At 61.8% G+C, this 12,744-nt stretch carries 29 protein-coding genes and 1 tRNA gene; 1 reads left to right on the top strand and 29 read right to left on the bottom strand.

All coding sequences use genetic code 11. From position 1 onward, the window contains the following. Positions 1 to 12: 12 nt before the first annotated feature. The 8 genes from ACQR07_RS32420 to ACQR07_RS32385 all read right to left on the bottom strand — a co-directional run bounded on the left by ACQR07_RS32420 (position 13) and on the right by ACQR07_RS32385 (position 5,403). The gene (locus tag ACQR07_RS32420) at positions 13 to 1,530 is read right to left on the bottom strand and encodes a hypothetical protein (RefSeq protein WP_434906117.1); all 1,518 of its coding nucleotides are present in this window, start codon (positions 1,528 to 1,530) and stop codon (positions 13 to 15) included. 425 nt (positions 1,531 to 1,955) lie between these two features. Beyond that, positions 1,956 to 2,486 (bottom strand): hypothetical protein, encoded by a 531-nt coding sequence (locus ACQR07_RS32415; RefSeq protein WP_434906116.1) that lies wholly within the window; start codon positions 2,484 to 2,486, stop codon positions 1,956 to 1,958. A 149-nt stretch (positions 2,487 to 2,635) separates the two neighbouring features. After that, the gene (locus ACQR07_RS32410) at positions 2,636 to 2,929 is read right to left on the bottom strand and encodes a hypothetical protein (protein ID WP_434906115.1); all 294 of its coding nucleotides are present in this window, start codon (positions 2,927 to 2,929) and stop codon (positions 2,636 to 2,638) included. Further along, positions 2,926 to 3,300, bottom strand: coding sequence for a hypothetical protein (locus ACQR07_RS32405; protein ID WP_434906114.1), 375 nt, complete (start codon positions 3,298 to 3,300; stop codon positions 2,926 to 2,928). The genes ACQR07_RS32410 and ACQR07_RS32405 overlap by 4 nt, the downstream gene beginning before the upstream one ends. Next, positions 3,297 to 3,560, bottom strand: coding sequence for a hypothetical protein (locus tag ACQR07_RS32400; RefSeq protein WP_434906113.1), 264 nt, complete (start codon positions 3,558 to 3,560; stop codon positions 3,297 to 3,299). The genes ACQR07_RS32405 and ACQR07_RS32400 overlap by 4 nt, the downstream gene beginning before the upstream one ends. A gap of 61 nt (positions 3,561 to 3,621) precedes the next feature. Then, on the bottom strand, positions 3,622 to 4,425 hold the full coding sequence (locus ACQR07_RS32395) for a hypothetical protein (RefSeq protein ID WP_434906112.1): 804 nt from the start codon (positions 4,423 to 4,425) through the stop codon (positions 3,622 to 3,624). 110 nt (positions 4,426 to 4,535) lie between these two features. Then, positions 4,536 to 4,955 carry a hypothetical protein gene (locus ACQR07_RS32390; RefSeq protein ID WP_434906111.1) on the bottom strand — a complete coding sequence of 140 codons (420 nt, stop codon included), beginning with the start codon at positions 4,953 to 4,955 and terminating at the stop codon, positions 4,536 to 4,538. Next, the gene (locus ACQR07_RS32385) at positions 4,948 to 5,403 is read right to left on the bottom strand and encodes a hypothetical protein (RefSeq protein ID WP_434906110.1); all 456 of its coding nucleotides are present in this window, start codon (positions 5,401 to 5,403) and stop codon (positions 4,948 to 4,950) included. The genes ACQR07_RS32390 and ACQR07_RS32385 overlap by 8 nt, the downstream gene beginning before the upstream one ends. Before the next feature lie 96 nt (positions 5,404 to 5,499). Between ACQR07_RS32385 and ACQR07_RS32380 the strand changes: the two genes are divergently transcribed. Further along, positions 5,500 to 5,946 carry a hypothetical protein gene (locus tag ACQR07_RS32380; RefSeq protein WP_434906109.1) on the top strand — a complete coding sequence of 149 codons (447 nt, stop codon included), beginning with the start codon at positions 5,500 to 5,502 and terminating at the stop codon, positions 5,944 to 5,946. Here the strand turns inward: ACQR07_RS32380 and ACQR07_RS32375 are convergent. From ACQR07_RS32375 to ACQR07_RS32275, 21 genes are all read right to left on the bottom strand, one after another. Continuing rightward, positions 5,943 to 6,275, bottom strand: coding sequence for a hypothetical protein (locus tag ACQR07_RS32375; RefSeq protein ID WP_434906108.1), 333 nt, complete (start codon positions 6,273 to 6,275; stop codon positions 5,943 to 5,945). The two genes, ACQR07_RS32380 and ACQR07_RS32375, sit on opposite strands and share 4 nt — an antisense overlap. A 1-nt stretch (position 6,276) precedes the next feature. Beyond that, positions 6,277 to 6,480, bottom strand: coding sequence for a hypothetical protein (locus tag ACQR07_RS32370; RefSeq protein WP_434906107.1), 204 nt, complete (start codon positions 6,478 to 6,480; stop codon positions 6,277 to 6,279). Positions 6,481 to 6,493: 13 nt separating this feature from the next. Then, on the bottom strand, positions 6,494 to 7,036 hold the full coding sequence (locus tag ACQR07_RS32365; protein WP_434906106.1) for an HD domain-containing protein: 543 nt from the start codon (positions 7,034 to 7,036) through the stop codon (positions 6,494 to 6,496). Beyond that, the gene (locus ACQR07_RS32360) at positions 7,036 to 7,233 is read right to left on the bottom strand and encodes a hypothetical protein (protein ID WP_434906105.1); all 198 of its coding nucleotides are present in this window, start codon (positions 7,231 to 7,233) and stop codon (positions 7,036 to 7,038) included. Before ACQR07_RS32360 ends, ACQR07_RS32365 begins: the two co-directional genes overlap by 1 nt. 106 nt (positions 7,234 to 7,339) lie before the next feature. Then, on the bottom strand, positions 7,340 to 7,654 hold the full coding sequence (locus ACQR07_RS32355; RefSeq protein WP_434906104.1) for a hypothetical protein: 315 nt from the start codon (positions 7,652 to 7,654) through the stop codon (positions 7,340 to 7,342). A 124-nt stretch (positions 7,655 to 7,778) separates the two neighbouring features. Beyond that, positions 7,779 to 7,850 (bottom strand) — tRNA-Glu (locus ACQR07_RS32350). 230 nt (positions 7,851 to 8,080) lie between these two features. Next, positions 8,081 to 8,614 carry a hypothetical protein gene (locus ACQR07_RS32345; protein ID WP_434906103.1) on the bottom strand — a complete coding sequence of 178 codons (534 nt, stop codon included), beginning with the start codon at positions 8,612 to 8,614 and terminating at the stop codon, positions 8,081 to 8,083. A gap of 106 nt (positions 8,615 to 8,720) precedes the next feature. Further along, positions 8,721 to 9,098 carry a hypothetical protein gene (locus tag ACQR07_RS32340; protein WP_434906102.1) on the bottom strand — a complete coding sequence of 126 codons (378 nt, stop codon included), beginning with the start codon at positions 9,096 to 9,098 and terminating at the stop codon, positions 8,721 to 8,723. Next, complete coding sequence (locus tag ACQR07_RS32335; RefSeq protein WP_434906101.1) at positions 9,085 to 9,348, bottom strand: hypothetical protein; 264 nt, start codon at positions 9,346 to 9,348, stop codon at positions 9,085 to 9,087. Before ACQR07_RS32335 ends, ACQR07_RS32340 begins: the two co-directional genes overlap by 14 nt. A gap of 10 nt (positions 9,349 to 9,358) precedes the next feature. Then, positions 9,359 to 9,676, bottom strand: a complete 318-nt coding sequence (locus ACQR07_RS32330) for a hypothetical protein (protein ID WP_434906100.1) — start codon at positions 9,674 to 9,676, stop codon at positions 9,359 to 9,361. Continuing rightward, entirely contained in the window at positions 9,673 to 9,903 is a 231-nt protein-coding gene (locus tag ACQR07_RS32325) for a hypothetical protein (protein WP_434906099.1), read from the bottom strand. Before ACQR07_RS32325 ends, ACQR07_RS32330 begins: the two co-directional genes overlap by 4 nt. Next, a complete protein-coding gene (locus ACQR07_RS32320; RefSeq protein WP_434906098.1) occupies positions 9,878 to 10,084 on the bottom strand; it encodes a hypothetical protein in 207 nt (68 codons plus the stop codon). Before ACQR07_RS32320 ends, ACQR07_RS32325 begins: the two co-directional genes overlap by 26 nt. Beyond that, positions 10,084 to 10,290: a hypothetical protein gene (locus ACQR07_RS32315; RefSeq protein ID WP_434906097.1), complete on the bottom strand. Its 207-nt coding sequence runs from the start codon at positions 10,288 to 10,290 to the stop codon at positions 10,084 to 10,086. The genes ACQR07_RS32320 and ACQR07_RS32315 overlap by 1 nt, the downstream gene beginning before the upstream one ends. After that, positions 10,290 to 10,505: a hypothetical protein gene (locus tag ACQR07_RS32310; protein WP_434906096.1), complete on the bottom strand. Its 216-nt coding sequence runs from the start codon at positions 10,503 to 10,505 to the stop codon at positions 10,290 to 10,292. The genes ACQR07_RS32315 and ACQR07_RS32310 overlap by 1 nt, the downstream gene beginning before the upstream one ends. A gap of 4 nt (positions 10,506 to 10,509) precedes the next feature. After that, positions 10,510 to 10,839, bottom strand: coding sequence for a hypothetical protein (locus ACQR07_RS32305; protein ID WP_434906095.1), 330 nt, complete (start codon positions 10,837 to 10,839; stop codon positions 10,510 to 10,512). Then, positions 10,836 to 11,039: a hypothetical protein gene (locus ACQR07_RS32300; protein ID WP_434906094.1), complete on the bottom strand. Its 204-nt coding sequence runs from the start codon at positions 11,037 to 11,039 to the stop codon at positions 10,836 to 10,838. Before ACQR07_RS32300 ends, ACQR07_RS32305 begins: the two co-directional genes overlap by 4 nt. A gap of 1 nt (position 11,040) precedes the next feature. Beyond that, the gene (locus tag ACQR07_RS32295) at positions 11,041 to 11,190 is read right to left on the bottom strand and encodes a hypothetical protein (RefSeq protein ID WP_434906093.1); all 150 of its coding nucleotides are present in this window, start codon (positions 11,188 to 11,190) and stop codon (positions 11,041 to 11,043) included. Beyond that, a complete protein-coding gene (locus ACQR07_RS32290) occupies positions 11,190 to 11,387 on the bottom strand; it encodes a hypothetical protein (RefSeq protein WP_434906092.1) in 198 nt (65 codons plus the stop codon). Before ACQR07_RS32290 ends, ACQR07_RS32295 begins: the two co-directional genes overlap by 1 nt. 578 nt (positions 11,388 to 11,965) lie before the next feature. Beyond that, entirely contained in the window at positions 11,966 to 12,196 is a 231-nt protein-coding gene (locus ACQR07_RS32285; protein WP_434906091.1) for a hypothetical protein, read from the bottom strand. 73 nt (positions 12,197 to 12,269) lie between these two features. Further along, entirely contained in the window at positions 12,270 to 12,455 is a 186-nt protein-coding gene (locus tag ACQR07_RS32280; protein WP_434906090.1) for a hypothetical protein, read from the bottom strand. Continuing rightward, entirely contained in the window at positions 12,452 to 12,712 is a 261-nt protein-coding gene (locus ACQR07_RS32275) for a hypothetical protein (RefSeq protein ID WP_434906089.1), read from the bottom strand. The genes ACQR07_RS32280 and ACQR07_RS32275 overlap by 4 nt, the downstream gene beginning before the upstream one ends. Positions 12,713 to 12,744: the final 32 nt, after the last annotated feature.

Genomic DNA, 12,744 nt, shown 5'->3' with positions numbered 1-12,744 from the left:
CTTTCGTAGGGATTAGGCGATGCGGCGACGGATCGTGCGGCCGTCGATGGTGCGGGCCGTCACGTATTCGACTTCTCGTGGTGCGGGGGGTGGATCGAAGCGACCTTCGATCATGTCGCGGATGGTGAAATCCGGACGTGGCATGGTGAGCCGGCTGCTGATCGGGACCTGTTCGTACTCATCGACCCAGACCTTGTCGGCAGTCATCCCGCGATAGGACCCGCGGAACGGATTTTCCATGTCCCGTCCCGCCCAATTGCGGGAGACCATCTTGCCTTTGTACTCGACGAGATCGGACTTTTTGCAGGGCTTGCCAGTCGCCTCGCAGACCGCACCGTTCTCATTGAACCACTTCTTTGAAACCCAGCGCGTGCCGCCGAGGCCGAGGCTCTGGAGGACGACTTTGTAATGGTCCTCGTCGGGCCAATACTCACCCGTCTCCGAGCACTGGAAGGCGTAGCGATCACAGGCTGACACCGACCAGTGCTGGTCGACGCCATGGACCTGCCTGAAAGATCGCTTGCCGTAGTAGCTGCGCATCTTCGGGCACCAGCGCTTGATCTCCGCGTAGCCGTTGGTGCCGCCGCTCTTGACGATGTCGGGATGCTCCTCGGTGCTGAGGGGAGGCTCCTCCTCCGCGGTGATCCAGTGATCGCCGGCATCGACGCAGACCTTGAGGTCGTCGAAATAGGGCATCACCGCGTAGTTCTCGTCGGCGTTCAGGAAGACCTTCATCATCCTGGCGCCGACGAAGGTGGGGCCGTTCTCGTCGGCGGAGTGACCCTCGCGCGGCGTCTCGAAGCCATCGGCTTCCAAGGCGGCTTCTAGGCGCTGCACGTCGCCGTAGCAGCGGCCATAGACCTTCTTCTCGGGCCAGCAGACGGCACGAGACTGGATGCGACCACGACTATTCACCGTGTAAGCAACGGCCAGGTCGCCAGCCCCATACACCGAGACCGGTCGGACCGGAGTCGAGAACTTGTGGTCGCCGTCCATGCACGAATCTGGGCCTTCCGCGTAGACGCGGACGATCTCGTCGGGATCGAAGGCGAAGTGGATCTCGCCGCTGGGGTCGATCGACGAGATGAGCTTTCGCCGCTGGTCGTCGGGGATCTTGTGATCATCCGTGTCGTAGTACCGGCTGATGTACCGACCAGGAGTGACCGAGGTGAACTTGTCGAGGATCGCGTCCTGTTCGGTCGCAACGAAGGTGATCATGGTGGGGGCGCCCACCAGCTGGATGTGGGCGAAGTGGTCCGCGATAGGCGGCAAATTCCACTTCTCGGGGAGCGCTTTGAGAATGCCGCGCTCGATGCCGTCTTCGAGGCGCTTGCGATGACGCTCACGCCAGTCGCCGGCCTGGCTCATGCGCCGGGGCTGAACACGGACGCCGAGATACTCGCCGACGCGCTTGGCCTCCTTGGCGGCCTCACTTCCCTTCTCGTAGGGTCCGTAATCCGGCAGCGGCACATCAGTGCAAACGCCGGGTTCATTCGGGTCCGGTTCGAGGCGGACGAGGTAGAACGACATGCATTTCTCCGGTTTGCATGTGATTGCATTCAAGCAAACGCGCAGGCGCGCGTCTGCCGCGAGGTCGGCTCTTCCGTTTGCCTGTTTGCATTCAAGCAAACAAAAGTGCAAGCGGAAAATGGGCGCTTGAGCGCCTCTTCTTATGGTCTATCCCTTGAGCGATATCGAATTGTGGTCATGAGCAACGCCTCCGATTGTCGGGAAGTGTTGGAGTTGTCGTTGGCCCAGCCGGTCTATCTCGTGAATGAAAAAGGCGGACCCGCCGAGCGAGACCGCCTGTCCTGTTGTGACGCATACCCTGTACTTTCTACTCTTCTTCGCCCGTCCTAGAAGAGTTCTCACCGTTGATTAAGTCCCTCTGTGTCAGCGATTTCAGTCACCGACCGCTCCCAGATCACGGTCGGCTTAAGTCGATTTTCCCTCCTCTATTCGTCTTTCCAGTTGATGACCAATTCACCGCCGAAGAAGTCGACGGCCTTGGCGATGTGCTTCATCACCGGGAGTCGGCGCTTCGCCTTTGTCCCCAGGCAATGACTCGAAAAATACGCCCCTGCCTTCAGCTCGCGATCGAGGTCGCGGACGGCGATGCCATCCTCCTCGCAGCGACGCCGAATCGCGTCCACGAGCTGGTTGCCCGTCATGGCGTACTTCGAAACCTCACTCTTGAATTTGATGCCGAGGGTCTCGGCTCGCGTGCGGACTGAACCTTCACCGCGCCCCATCAGCCGCGCTACCTCGATCGCGCCCTTGGTCTTGGCGTGCTCGATCAGCTGCCTGTCGTCTGATGGGTACCAGTTCTTGTACTCGCGCGTGGCGGCGAGCCCGAGATCGTCTCGCTTCCGCCTGATGGCCTGGATCGATCTGCCGGGAAGCTTCTTCTTCAGCTCCTTGACCGGCATTTGCGGATTGTCCCGCAGGATCTGCATTTCACGATCAGACCAGTACGTCAGCTTCATGGTGGTCTCCACGGCGAACGAAGCGCCTCACGGCACGACGTTCGCGTCCTCGCTTGCTTTTCGAGAATGGTTTGGGGTGGCGCTTCCAGGTGTGCTCTTCGAGCAGGAAGCGGAACGCGGCTCCGATGGCGCGCTGGGCTGGATGGCCCTTATCGCTGGGGTGCCTCCATCGGCGGTGACGCAGAAACATCGCGATGCTCCTTCAATCGACAAACGAGCTGTGTTTCGTCCTTCCCGTATTTGCCGGTCGCCGTTTGCTGATGTAGCTCCAGCGGCTTCGGGCAGCCGATCTGCCAGTTGCCGCATTGCTCGCATGTGCCGCCCCGACCGCATGGGTATTGAGCTGTGACCTGGGTGCAGGTCAGGCGCGGCTTGGGGATGTCGTTGTCGCCATCGTCGCAGGCGGCGAGCAGCAGAGCTGCCAGGAGGATGGCGCGCTTCATGCCGCCACCTTGTTTTCGTGCCGGTAGAACTGCGGCTTTCCAGCCTCGTACCAGAACATCACGCGAGGCGGCTCCTCGAATGCCACCACGACTGTCGGATCGGAGTCCTTGTAGCGCCGGGCGGCCTTGCGCAGCGTCCGGCCGCTCTCACGGGCAGTGTCGACGATCAGCAGCTTGAAGCCTGCTGGGCATCGGGCGCCGTAGGGGATGTATGGGATATGCAGGATGTGCGAGGCGTAGACGGCAGCGACGGCGCCTGATCGGCCTGGGCCGGTGACCGCGCCCACATGGGAAAGATCGGTGCTCGACAGCACCTCGCGGAAGCGAGCGGCGAAGGTCGGCTCGTCGATAACGCGGACTGGCTCTTTCATGCTACAGCCTTGTTGTTGACGGTGTCGAGGATGGTTTGGTGTTCGAACGGACTGTGCTCGGCGAGGAAGGCCAGCGCCTTCTGGTGGTATTCGCTCTCGCGGTCAGCGACCTCGACCACGTAGCGCCAGGCCTCGATGTCGTTGCGGAACTTGTCGCTCTCATCCAGCTTCTGCAGCTGATAGGGACCGTTCTCGCTGCCGCTGCACTCGAAGATTCCCCAGCCCTCATCGAAGGCTCTGTTGTTGTCGAAGATGGGCATCGTCGCTCTCACTGCGCCGGAGGGAAGGTGCCCGCCCTCCGCGGAGAGCGGGCAGGTCGCATCACCAGTTGCGGCTGATGTTCTTGTTCAGCGCCCAGTAGGGGGTCTCGCCATCCGCCTGGATGTAGAGCTGCTTGTGCGCCGGGTAGTGCCGGGTCTTGAGGATGGTGCAGGTGCGCGAACCGCGGTTCTTGCGATAGGCACGCACCTTGTCGCCGGCCTTCAGCGTCATGCCGGCGATGTACTTCGGGCCGGCATCGACCTCCTCGCCCTCGTCCTCCTCGTCGTCATCGTTGGCGGCAACGACCGGGAGCGGGACCGGCGGGATCTCCTGCTTGAGGGCAGGGATCGTGACCGGCAGGACCGCGAAGACGTCGCTTTCGTTGCGCGCCACGTCGAACGCCGCCTGCTCGGTGTCATACAGCTCGGCGCCGAGCGAGAACTCGCGACGGTCCTTGAAGATGATCACGAACTTCGTCTGCTCGATCGCGGGAGCAACGTTCTCGACGCTCAAGTCTCCGTTGAGGCTGTTGCCATCGGTGTCGAACTGGGTGACAACCTCCTCGCTGCCGTCGTGCGACACGACGACCACGGGATAGTTGTTGCCGGCCAGGACAGCCAGGACGCGGGCGTTGGCGTGCCGATCATCGTCGTCGTTGGAGTCGAACACCTCGAACGGCTTGTTGAAGTCGACGGCGCCGACCGGATAGTTGGTTGCCGGCGTCTCCTCGATGCTCGACACCGAAGCGATTGCCTGCGAGTCGACGCGTCCGGATCCGAAGGTGGTTGACGCATCCGGAGCGTCGCCGTGCGGGCTATCGTTCAGAGTGTCCAGCGGTTCAGCGAACGCGGCAGTCTCTCCCATGGTGGGATCCATGCAGTCTCTCCTTTGTGGTGGTTGATGCGTGCCGTGCATTCCCACCCCCGTCAGAGGGCGGCGCGCTGGCTCAACGGGGGTGTTGGGATGGCTTGAATTCAAGCAAACGGCCAGACGGAATACTCCCCGGCAGGTCCGTGCAGCTCGACACGGCACATCTTGCCGTTCTCGTCCTCGATCAGCTCTTTGGTAGGAACGCCTTCGATGTCGTAGTCCATGACCTTGACCACGATGTTGTCCGGGACCTGGGTGATGACGGCGAGGCCTTCCTTGACCTGGACGATCACCAGGTTCTCCGGCGATGGAGCGTTGATGATGTCCCAGATGGATGCATCTGCATCGCCGCGGAACATCTTGGGGTACCGGCCATCTTCCTCGCGGAAGGCGAGGCGCTCGATGCCCATGTCGTCAACGGCGAACAGCAGCGGGCCGCATCCATCGCCATTCCAGAAGCCACGGCCGATCAGCCGGGCGCGGCGACCCTCGCGGGTCTGCATGGGCTTGCTGAAATCAAGCATCTTCGACCTCGAAGGACTGGTCGATGCCGCAGGCGTGCTGCCATTCCGGGTTGCCGGTCGAGAGGAAGCTGTCGATCGCCATCAGGGCGGCGCCCGGCGTGATGTTGTCGTAGGTCATGCCGTCGAGTTCATCGAGCGGCGGATAGAACAGGAACTGCAGACGGTAGCTGCGATCGTTCTTGACGTACCTGGCGCCGCTCTTGCTCTCGGTCGTGCCGTCACGGCGCATGATCGCCCATATCCAGCCGCCGATGCAGGCGGTGGTGCCGCACTCACGGTTGTCGAACAGACACTCCATGTTGAAGCCCCTCGGCTGGTCGAAGTTCATCTCGTGGTCGTGGTGGAAGGCCTGGTTGGCGAACAGCTCGCGGACTTCGAGCAGCGCCTTGTGCTCCGCCGGCTTGATCTGAAGGGCGTCTGCGGAAAGCACGGGTCTTCTGTCGGTCATCTATCCCTCCTGCGTGGGTGTGATCTGGGTAATTTGCATTTGCGCTCGGCGCAAGCAAAATTTGCATTCAAGCGTATCCCGCTCCATAATGGTGGAATGGGGAAATCTGAAATCGTAAACGGCCTGCCCTGGTTCGCGACGAAGCAGGAGCGCGAGATCTTCACGAAGCTGGGCTTCTGCTCGGTCTATGCGGTGGGGCCTGACGGCGGCCGGCCGCTGCGGATCGGTGTCTCAGCGAACCTGCAGAGCAGCCTGAAGACAATGCAGCTCGGCTGCTGGAAGGAGCTGCAGGTCCACCAGATCATCTGGGTCGACGGCGAGCTGCTTGCCAACCGGATCGCGGGCGACGTGTGCAGCGTGTTAGACAAGGGGAACAGGCGCCTCGCCGGCAGCTGGTTCGATGTCACGGCGGAGTTCGCCGTGCAGGCCATGCGCCTCGCCACGGACAAGTCCCGGATCAGGTTCCTGTCGCATGGCGAGATGCTGGAGCACGTGCGGTCGGTGCGGAAGCGGAAGATCGAGGAGGCCATCGCTCGGGCCTAGCGGCTCGGAGAGCCTCCGCAGTCCTCGATCGCAACCTCACGGGTGCGCCGAAGCAGGAACTCCAGTGCGCCCTCGCCGTCATCCGACCAGCCCAGAGACCTCGCGGCCTCCAGCACATGCGCTCCGGTGCGTCGCTCGCGGTCCTTCTGCGCCTGGCGCTCGGCCTGGCGGTTCTTGACGGCGTCGATCTGCTCCTGCGCTTTCTTCAGCGCAGCATTGCGGCGGTCGTCCATGACCGCCTTGAAGTAGCGCGACTGGCCGCTGTAGCTTTCCCAGCACGGCGGGTCGATCGTGTAGGCCAGCTCCTTGACGTCCTTGTCGTAGGGCATCTCACAGCACCTGCCTCAGGTCTTCCGTAATGGACAGGATGCGATTGTAATCGTCGCCGTTCGGTGGCCTGGAGTCGTCGCCGCGAGGTGGTGTGCCGTTCAGGCTGCGATCGTACTGGTCGATCTCGAGTGTGACAGCCCTTGCTGCCTGCTCAATCCGCATCAGCTGCCTGATGCGGAAGAGCGCACGGATTGTGCGGAACATGTTGGAAGCCTCCTCAGGCTGCGATCTGCAGCTCGAACTTTGCCTTCTCAACCTCATCGAACGCCGCCCGCCAGAGCGGGTAGCACCAGTTCCTGGCGTTCACGAGGACCGGGATCAGAGCGGATTTCTCCGGGATGTAGACCTCGCGAGCGAACCTGTGATCGTGCTTTGCGATGTCACGTGTGTTGCTGATGGTGTCAGCGCACTTGATCATCTGGCCGAAGGCTGAGGCACCAGCCAAATACTGCCGATCGAGGCGCTTGCGCATGGGGCGGTTGCCGTGCTCGGGACGACTGACGTCCGAGACTTCCAGCACCAGATCAGCGATGGCCGCATTGAACTCGACTTCCAGCTGCGCGTGCGTGGTGTCGGTGTCCTCGATCGTGTCGTGGAGCCAGCCTGCGGCAACCACGATGGGGTTCGATGAGTAGCGCAGCAGGATGCAGGCCACCTCTTCCAGGTGGTGCCAGTACGGCACGCCGGTGTACTTTCGGAGCTGTGACCCGTGGGCGTGCTTGGCGAAATCTCTGGCTTTGTGGATCCAGTACAGGTCCATCAGGCGACTCTCTCGTTGTCGTTGTCGGCGGGGTGAATGGCGGCCAGGTCCAGCGCGGTCACGCTGACGCTCAGGTCCATCGGCTCGGTCCAGCTGTGGTTCTGGAAGTCGCGATGCACATGGTTCTTCCGAAAGCAACAGATGGTGATTGTGCCGAAGGGCAGGCGGTACTCCGGACCGGTTACGAAGGCGAACATAAGCTTCTCCTGCTCTGAATTGGCATCGCAATTAGTGCAAACGCAACACAAAAACAAACGCAAGCCGGGAGGAGATTGCTCCCCTCCCGAAAGTACGATCAGCTGATCAATGGGCCGAGGCGCTGAAGACGTACCAAGTCGAGGGATCGCTCTCGACGATGGTGCTCTTGGCGTAGGCCGGGTTCGAGAAGTTGTGCGACGGCCGGCTGTCGACCGAACCGGCGCCGATGCTCGGCCAGGTGTTGATGTCGCTCTCGACGACGGTCGACGGTGCCGTGTATTCGAGGTGCAGGTTGCCGGTGCCGACCTGGCCGGTGGCCGAGTTGTAGACCGTGTAGTCGCCGGCAGCAGCCGGGGATGCCATCACGGACATCGCAGCGAACATGGTGGCAGCGGCAAGAAACGCGAACTTCTTGATCATGTAGCAGACTCCTTCTGATGAAGCCGGAGGTTGTCCGGCAGAGCAGACGCATGTCGCTCCGTTCTGCGCTCCGTGATGGACGCGCAGGGCGGAAGGTCAGCGATGTCGGGGTGTGTTGAGCGAGCGCTCCCGGAAGGAATCGAACCTTCCTTTCCGCCTTGAGAGGGCGGTGTCCTTGCCGATAGACGACGGGAGCTTGCTCAGATCAGAAGCGGGAGACGAACGTCAGAGCACGCACGAGAGACGATCAACAAGGAACAAACCACAAGCAACGAGCGCTCATAGGACCGGACGATTGACGAAGCTCCACACAACGGGGAGCGGGTTCAGCCGGGTAACGAGGAGCGTTGCGACCTCGGGGTGAGGGCGTTTGCCATGATGATCTTTCGATCGGTGTGCCTTCGGTAAGTCTCCCGCCCACTTGCGTCAGATGAGGCCCAGCTGCCGGAGCAGGTTGGCGTCACCTTCAGCGAGTTCCAGATGCACCGCGGCGTTCAGCCCGGCGCGGTTGTCTTCGATCGCTTCGAGCGACCGCTTGGCTTCGATGTAGCCGGCCGCCGCCTTGTCCCGCAGCTCGGGCAGCACGACCGACACGGTCACAGCTCGGGTCGCGCCATAGCTGCGTTCGGGGATGCGCAGAGCATCGAGGCTGAAGGCCAGCTCTGCCTTCAGCTGCTCATCTGCCGGCGTCACACCAGCGGATGCCAGCTTCTTCAGGATCGCCATGATGCGGTTGTGGTGCGCCGCCTGGGCGAGGGCAGCCTCGACGCCTTGCTCGACGTTGGCCTTGGCGATCGCCTGACGCAGGTTCGCCAACACCAGAGAGAGCGCCATGTATTCGTCGATGCGTCGGGTCAGCGCCTGGACGCCGGGTCCGATCACCGTCGACGGATCATCGACGTTCTGCTGTATCAGCAGCGACAGGCTGAGGTTGGTCGGCAGCTCGATCTTGCCGAGCATCGCCTCCAGCTCCTTGCGGAGCTTCAGCGCCCGCTTGAGTGAAATTCTCATTCGATTCTCCGTTTGCAGCATATTTGCATTCAAGCAAAGCAAAAGTCAAGAAAATTCACAGATCGTAGCTGCGCTCCCCGGCGATATCGCGACAGATCGCCATTCGCTTCTCCTCGATCTCCTTTGGAGAATACTTGCTGGTCATCCACTCGATAGCGTCACCGTAGCTGGCGCATTGCTGCGCATCTCGCTCTCCCTCGTAGCCGGCATTCTCGACCACGACATAGACCGAAGTCCTCGCCCTGGCGTCGGCGATCTTGTTGAGCGCCATATCGAGCTGGTCGCGCAGGTTGCGGGCGTCGCTTGTGCTGAGAACGCCGCAGAACTTGGTCGCGCCTTTCGGACCGTAGATCGACAGGATGATCCGGTCGTTCTCGGGATTGTCATAGCGCCAGCCGGAGCTGGTTCCGGAAGCGTGCTCACTCACTCCCATCTTCGTCCTCCTCTTCGTCGTCCGCCGGCTTCAGCTGATCAAACGTCCACTCGGCGCCGTTCTCGTCGAGGAAGATCATCTTGCCGTCATCTGTCCTGGCGGTGACCTGATCGTCGTAGAAGATCTCGGTGCCACCCTGGTAGAGGGGCGTTCCGTCCTCTTCGATGCCCATGATCTCGGCGCGACCGGTCAGCTTCTCCAGCGTGCCAAGGATCGGCGATCCAGTCGGAGACACGTATTCCCTGCTCATAGCCGGTTCCTTACATTCCGATTAGATGAGGTGTGCCGAAGATCGACACGCACGGATTGCGCCGGCTGCTGCCGATGCATTGATCAGGTGCCATGATGGCGAGACGCCACCGATAGAGGTATTCCTGCGCAGCAGCCTGCTCGACCGTCTTGCCGTGAGCGATGCGGACTGCCAATCGAATGACCGTGTCCATGCCAGGGACGCGGGCCGGAGGACTTCCGGCGCAATAGCGGCGATAGATCGAATACGCCACCTCAGCCGAGAGATTGTGCGCGTCGAAGGCCTCGCGCGCCTCCTTCAAGATGCCGACACGAACTGCTCCGCTCATGCCAGCCTCTCGTCGAACTTCTGCTTGATCTCCTTCGCCACGCCGACCCAGGCGTGACCGTTGACCATCGGCGTGTCCATCTCGACCTGATCGGCCTTGGCAATCGCCTCGGCCATCTTCGACAGCGCATCCATCACGAAGATCTGCGCCATAGCGCCGTACCGGCTGTGGTTCATCAGGTCCTTGACGAACGTGATGTTGTCAGGCCGTGGTCGCTTCCGGGCCATTAGCCAGCTCCTGCTTGCTCGTGCGGCGGAATGCGCGGTGCATCTTCGCGTTGTCGCGAGACCGCGCCTTCTTCGATCGCCGGCTGTTGTAGGTTTCGGAGGGGTAGAGGTCGTGGCCTGGGCAGCAGCCGTAGTCACGACGATGCCGGCCATAGGGACGGCGATGGCGTTGCTTTGCCATCAGTTGTCTCCAGCCTTCACCTCGCCGCGATCGTACTGGCCGCATTGTGCTGCGGTCCGCACGTAAACCCGGCGGCGATGTGTGAAGCCGATCATGCAATTATCGAACGTCACGTCACCGTCCCGCATCTTGCGGGTGTACCAGTGGTCGCGATCGAGCTTCCAGCCGTCAGGCGTTACCTCGCGATGAACGTTGAGCTGCTGCATCACTCGGCTCCCGTGAAACCGTAGACCAGGCGCTTGGCGTCGCCCTTGCTCACCAGCTCCAGCTGGTCCTCGGATCGACCCCAGCGCTTGTTCTCGGCGCAGCGGACGATGTAATCCTGGCCACCGTGGCAGTTGCCGGTGATCTGGCCGACGAACGACTCCTTGGAGCCGACCGCAACTGATCTCACCCAGTCGTTGATCTCGATTTTGGGCATGGCTTCACCAGATGATTTGGCCGACAAGCCGGATTGCTCGCGAGCGGGACTCTTGGATCCACTCCTCGCTCCAGCTCACGCGGCCGGTGATCACGACGTCTTCGACACGGCGGATGATGCCGCACACGCCGGATGCGCTGACGTATTCGGCCTCGTCGCGCAGGCAGAACACGAGTTTGCAGTTGTCAGGTCCAACGTCTCGGGCCAGGCCGTGCTGACGCTTCGACCGCTTGAGCCATGAGCTGACGCGGAAGCCGTGTCTGAACGGCGGCTCGCCGTCCTCGAAGGTCTCGCCGATGTCGGGGACGCGGCGGATCAATGCGGTGCCCATCACTTGCCGTCCGTGCAGATCAGGTGGGCGGCCTTTTCGAGCGTCTTGGCATCTGCATCCCATGCCTTCGCCGTCGTACCGTCCTGCCAGTTCTGGCGAATGTGCTCGGCCTTCTCGGCACAGATCAGCGACAGGCCAGTGACGACATGCGTCAGGCCATGCCGGTCGATCAGGCCTTCAAGGATCTCGGTGACGTTCTCCATGTCAGCACTCCAGAGTCTCGAGATAGGCCATGCCGGCCGGTGTGATGTGCAGCTCGCCCCAGATCACGACAGCGAAGCCCGCCAACAGCGCGCTCCACTGCGGACCGAGGAAGGCCAGCGCTTCGTAGGTGGCTGCTTGGAGGGCGAGCATCAGGCGCCTCGGCTCGGTAAGACGTCGAGCCAGCCGGCGAACCGGCCGTAGTGATCGGGACGCAGCTCGATCAGCTTCACCAGGTCCTCGCGCGTCATCGGGTTTGTCGGGTGCGCGACCATCTCCATGAAGGCGATGTCGGCATCGGCGAGCCGGCGACGCGCCACTTCGTAGTGCTGCAGCTGTGTCAATGTCATTTGCATTTGCCTTCAAGCAAAGCCCAAGACGCACCTCGGGCGGGAAATCATCCACCGCAATATCGCTGGCGGTGGTCAGCGCCTCAGCAATCTCGATTGCTTGGGATGGGCGGGCCTTCTTTGGCCAGAACCGGGTTTAACGTCGTCGGGTTGACGCTGTGGTCAGCAGTGTTGTGATTGGCATCTGACGTGTTCGCTCGAAGCGGCAGCCACGTAGCGTGGCATCTAACCTTCGAGACCGACGAGAGTGCCGTCTTCGATTTGTTGCAGCGACTATGCCTTGATGGCCTAACCGGATGGGGCTGCTATGGGGGGAGGAGACGAACTTATAGTTTCATGACAGCACCTGTTGGTTGCCGGTTTGCGCCGGCTCGCCACTGCTTTCGGGTAGCAGCAACCAAATACGCTCCCGATTTCTCCCGGGTCGCGAACTTCCCCATGTCATGCTCGGTGGCCATCATCGCCGGGCGTGGGTCGACACCCATGTGGCTAGGCCGTTTTAAAGTTGGCAGTTCGGATCTCGTGCGCCGACTGCCTAGACCCTGCGGATTTCCCCTGCCTTTGCGAACATACCGCTTCTACTGCTCGCGGGGCCTCGTGCTGAGCCAGGATTCGAACTCCGACTCAGTCATTCCGAATTGCGTGATCGTGGTGCAGTGCCCGACGTTCTCGCCGGATGCGACCACCTTGAGCGTGCCGACATACATGACGCCCTCGACGAACGCCGCTCGCATGGCGCGGTGCTCGACCGTGTCCACCGACCAGCGTCTTCCAGCCGCGTCTTCAGCGTCCTTCTTCACGTCGCTCACTTCCGCCTCCTGACAAAGATCGCGTCCAAGATCAGCGCGATGATCAGAGCGATGGGGTTTGGAATTCCGATCATCACACCGGCTCTCCCAGGTACTGCCGGATGGCGGCCTTGAGCTGATCGTCGGTGACGCCGTCCGCGATCAGCATCTCCGCATGGGCGTAGACGCGCGGGATCGCCGTCATTGAGATGATCATGCCGGTGATGGCGCGCTGGATGCGATCGGCATCGATCTTCTGCTTTCTCTTGGATCGCTTCATTCTTGGTCCTCGACCAGTGTGCAGCGGACGGGAGCGCCGACCTGCTTGTCATATGCGATGAACCGGGTTGCGCAGGCCTCGCAGTAGTAGAGGCGCTCATCCGTGAAGGTCTCATGGTCTCGCATCCACCAGTGCGGACGACCTTCGAGCGGGGCGAGACATCCGGAGCGGTTGCAGTGGCCGTTCTTCAGGCCCTTGTCCTGCGGATAGCCCTCCTGCAGATTCCGCTTGCGCTTGGCGCGTTCGAACATGCTCATGCGATCACCAGTTGGGTTGGAGGTGCGCTGAG

It is taken from the genome of Bradyrhizobium sp. HKCCYLS20291 (genome assembly GCF_051167715.1).
Lineage (GTDB): Bacteria > Pseudomonadota > Alphaproteobacteria > Rhizobiales > Xanthobacteraceae > Bradyrhizobium.
This window is presented reverse-complemented; position numbering and strand designations above follow the sequence as displayed.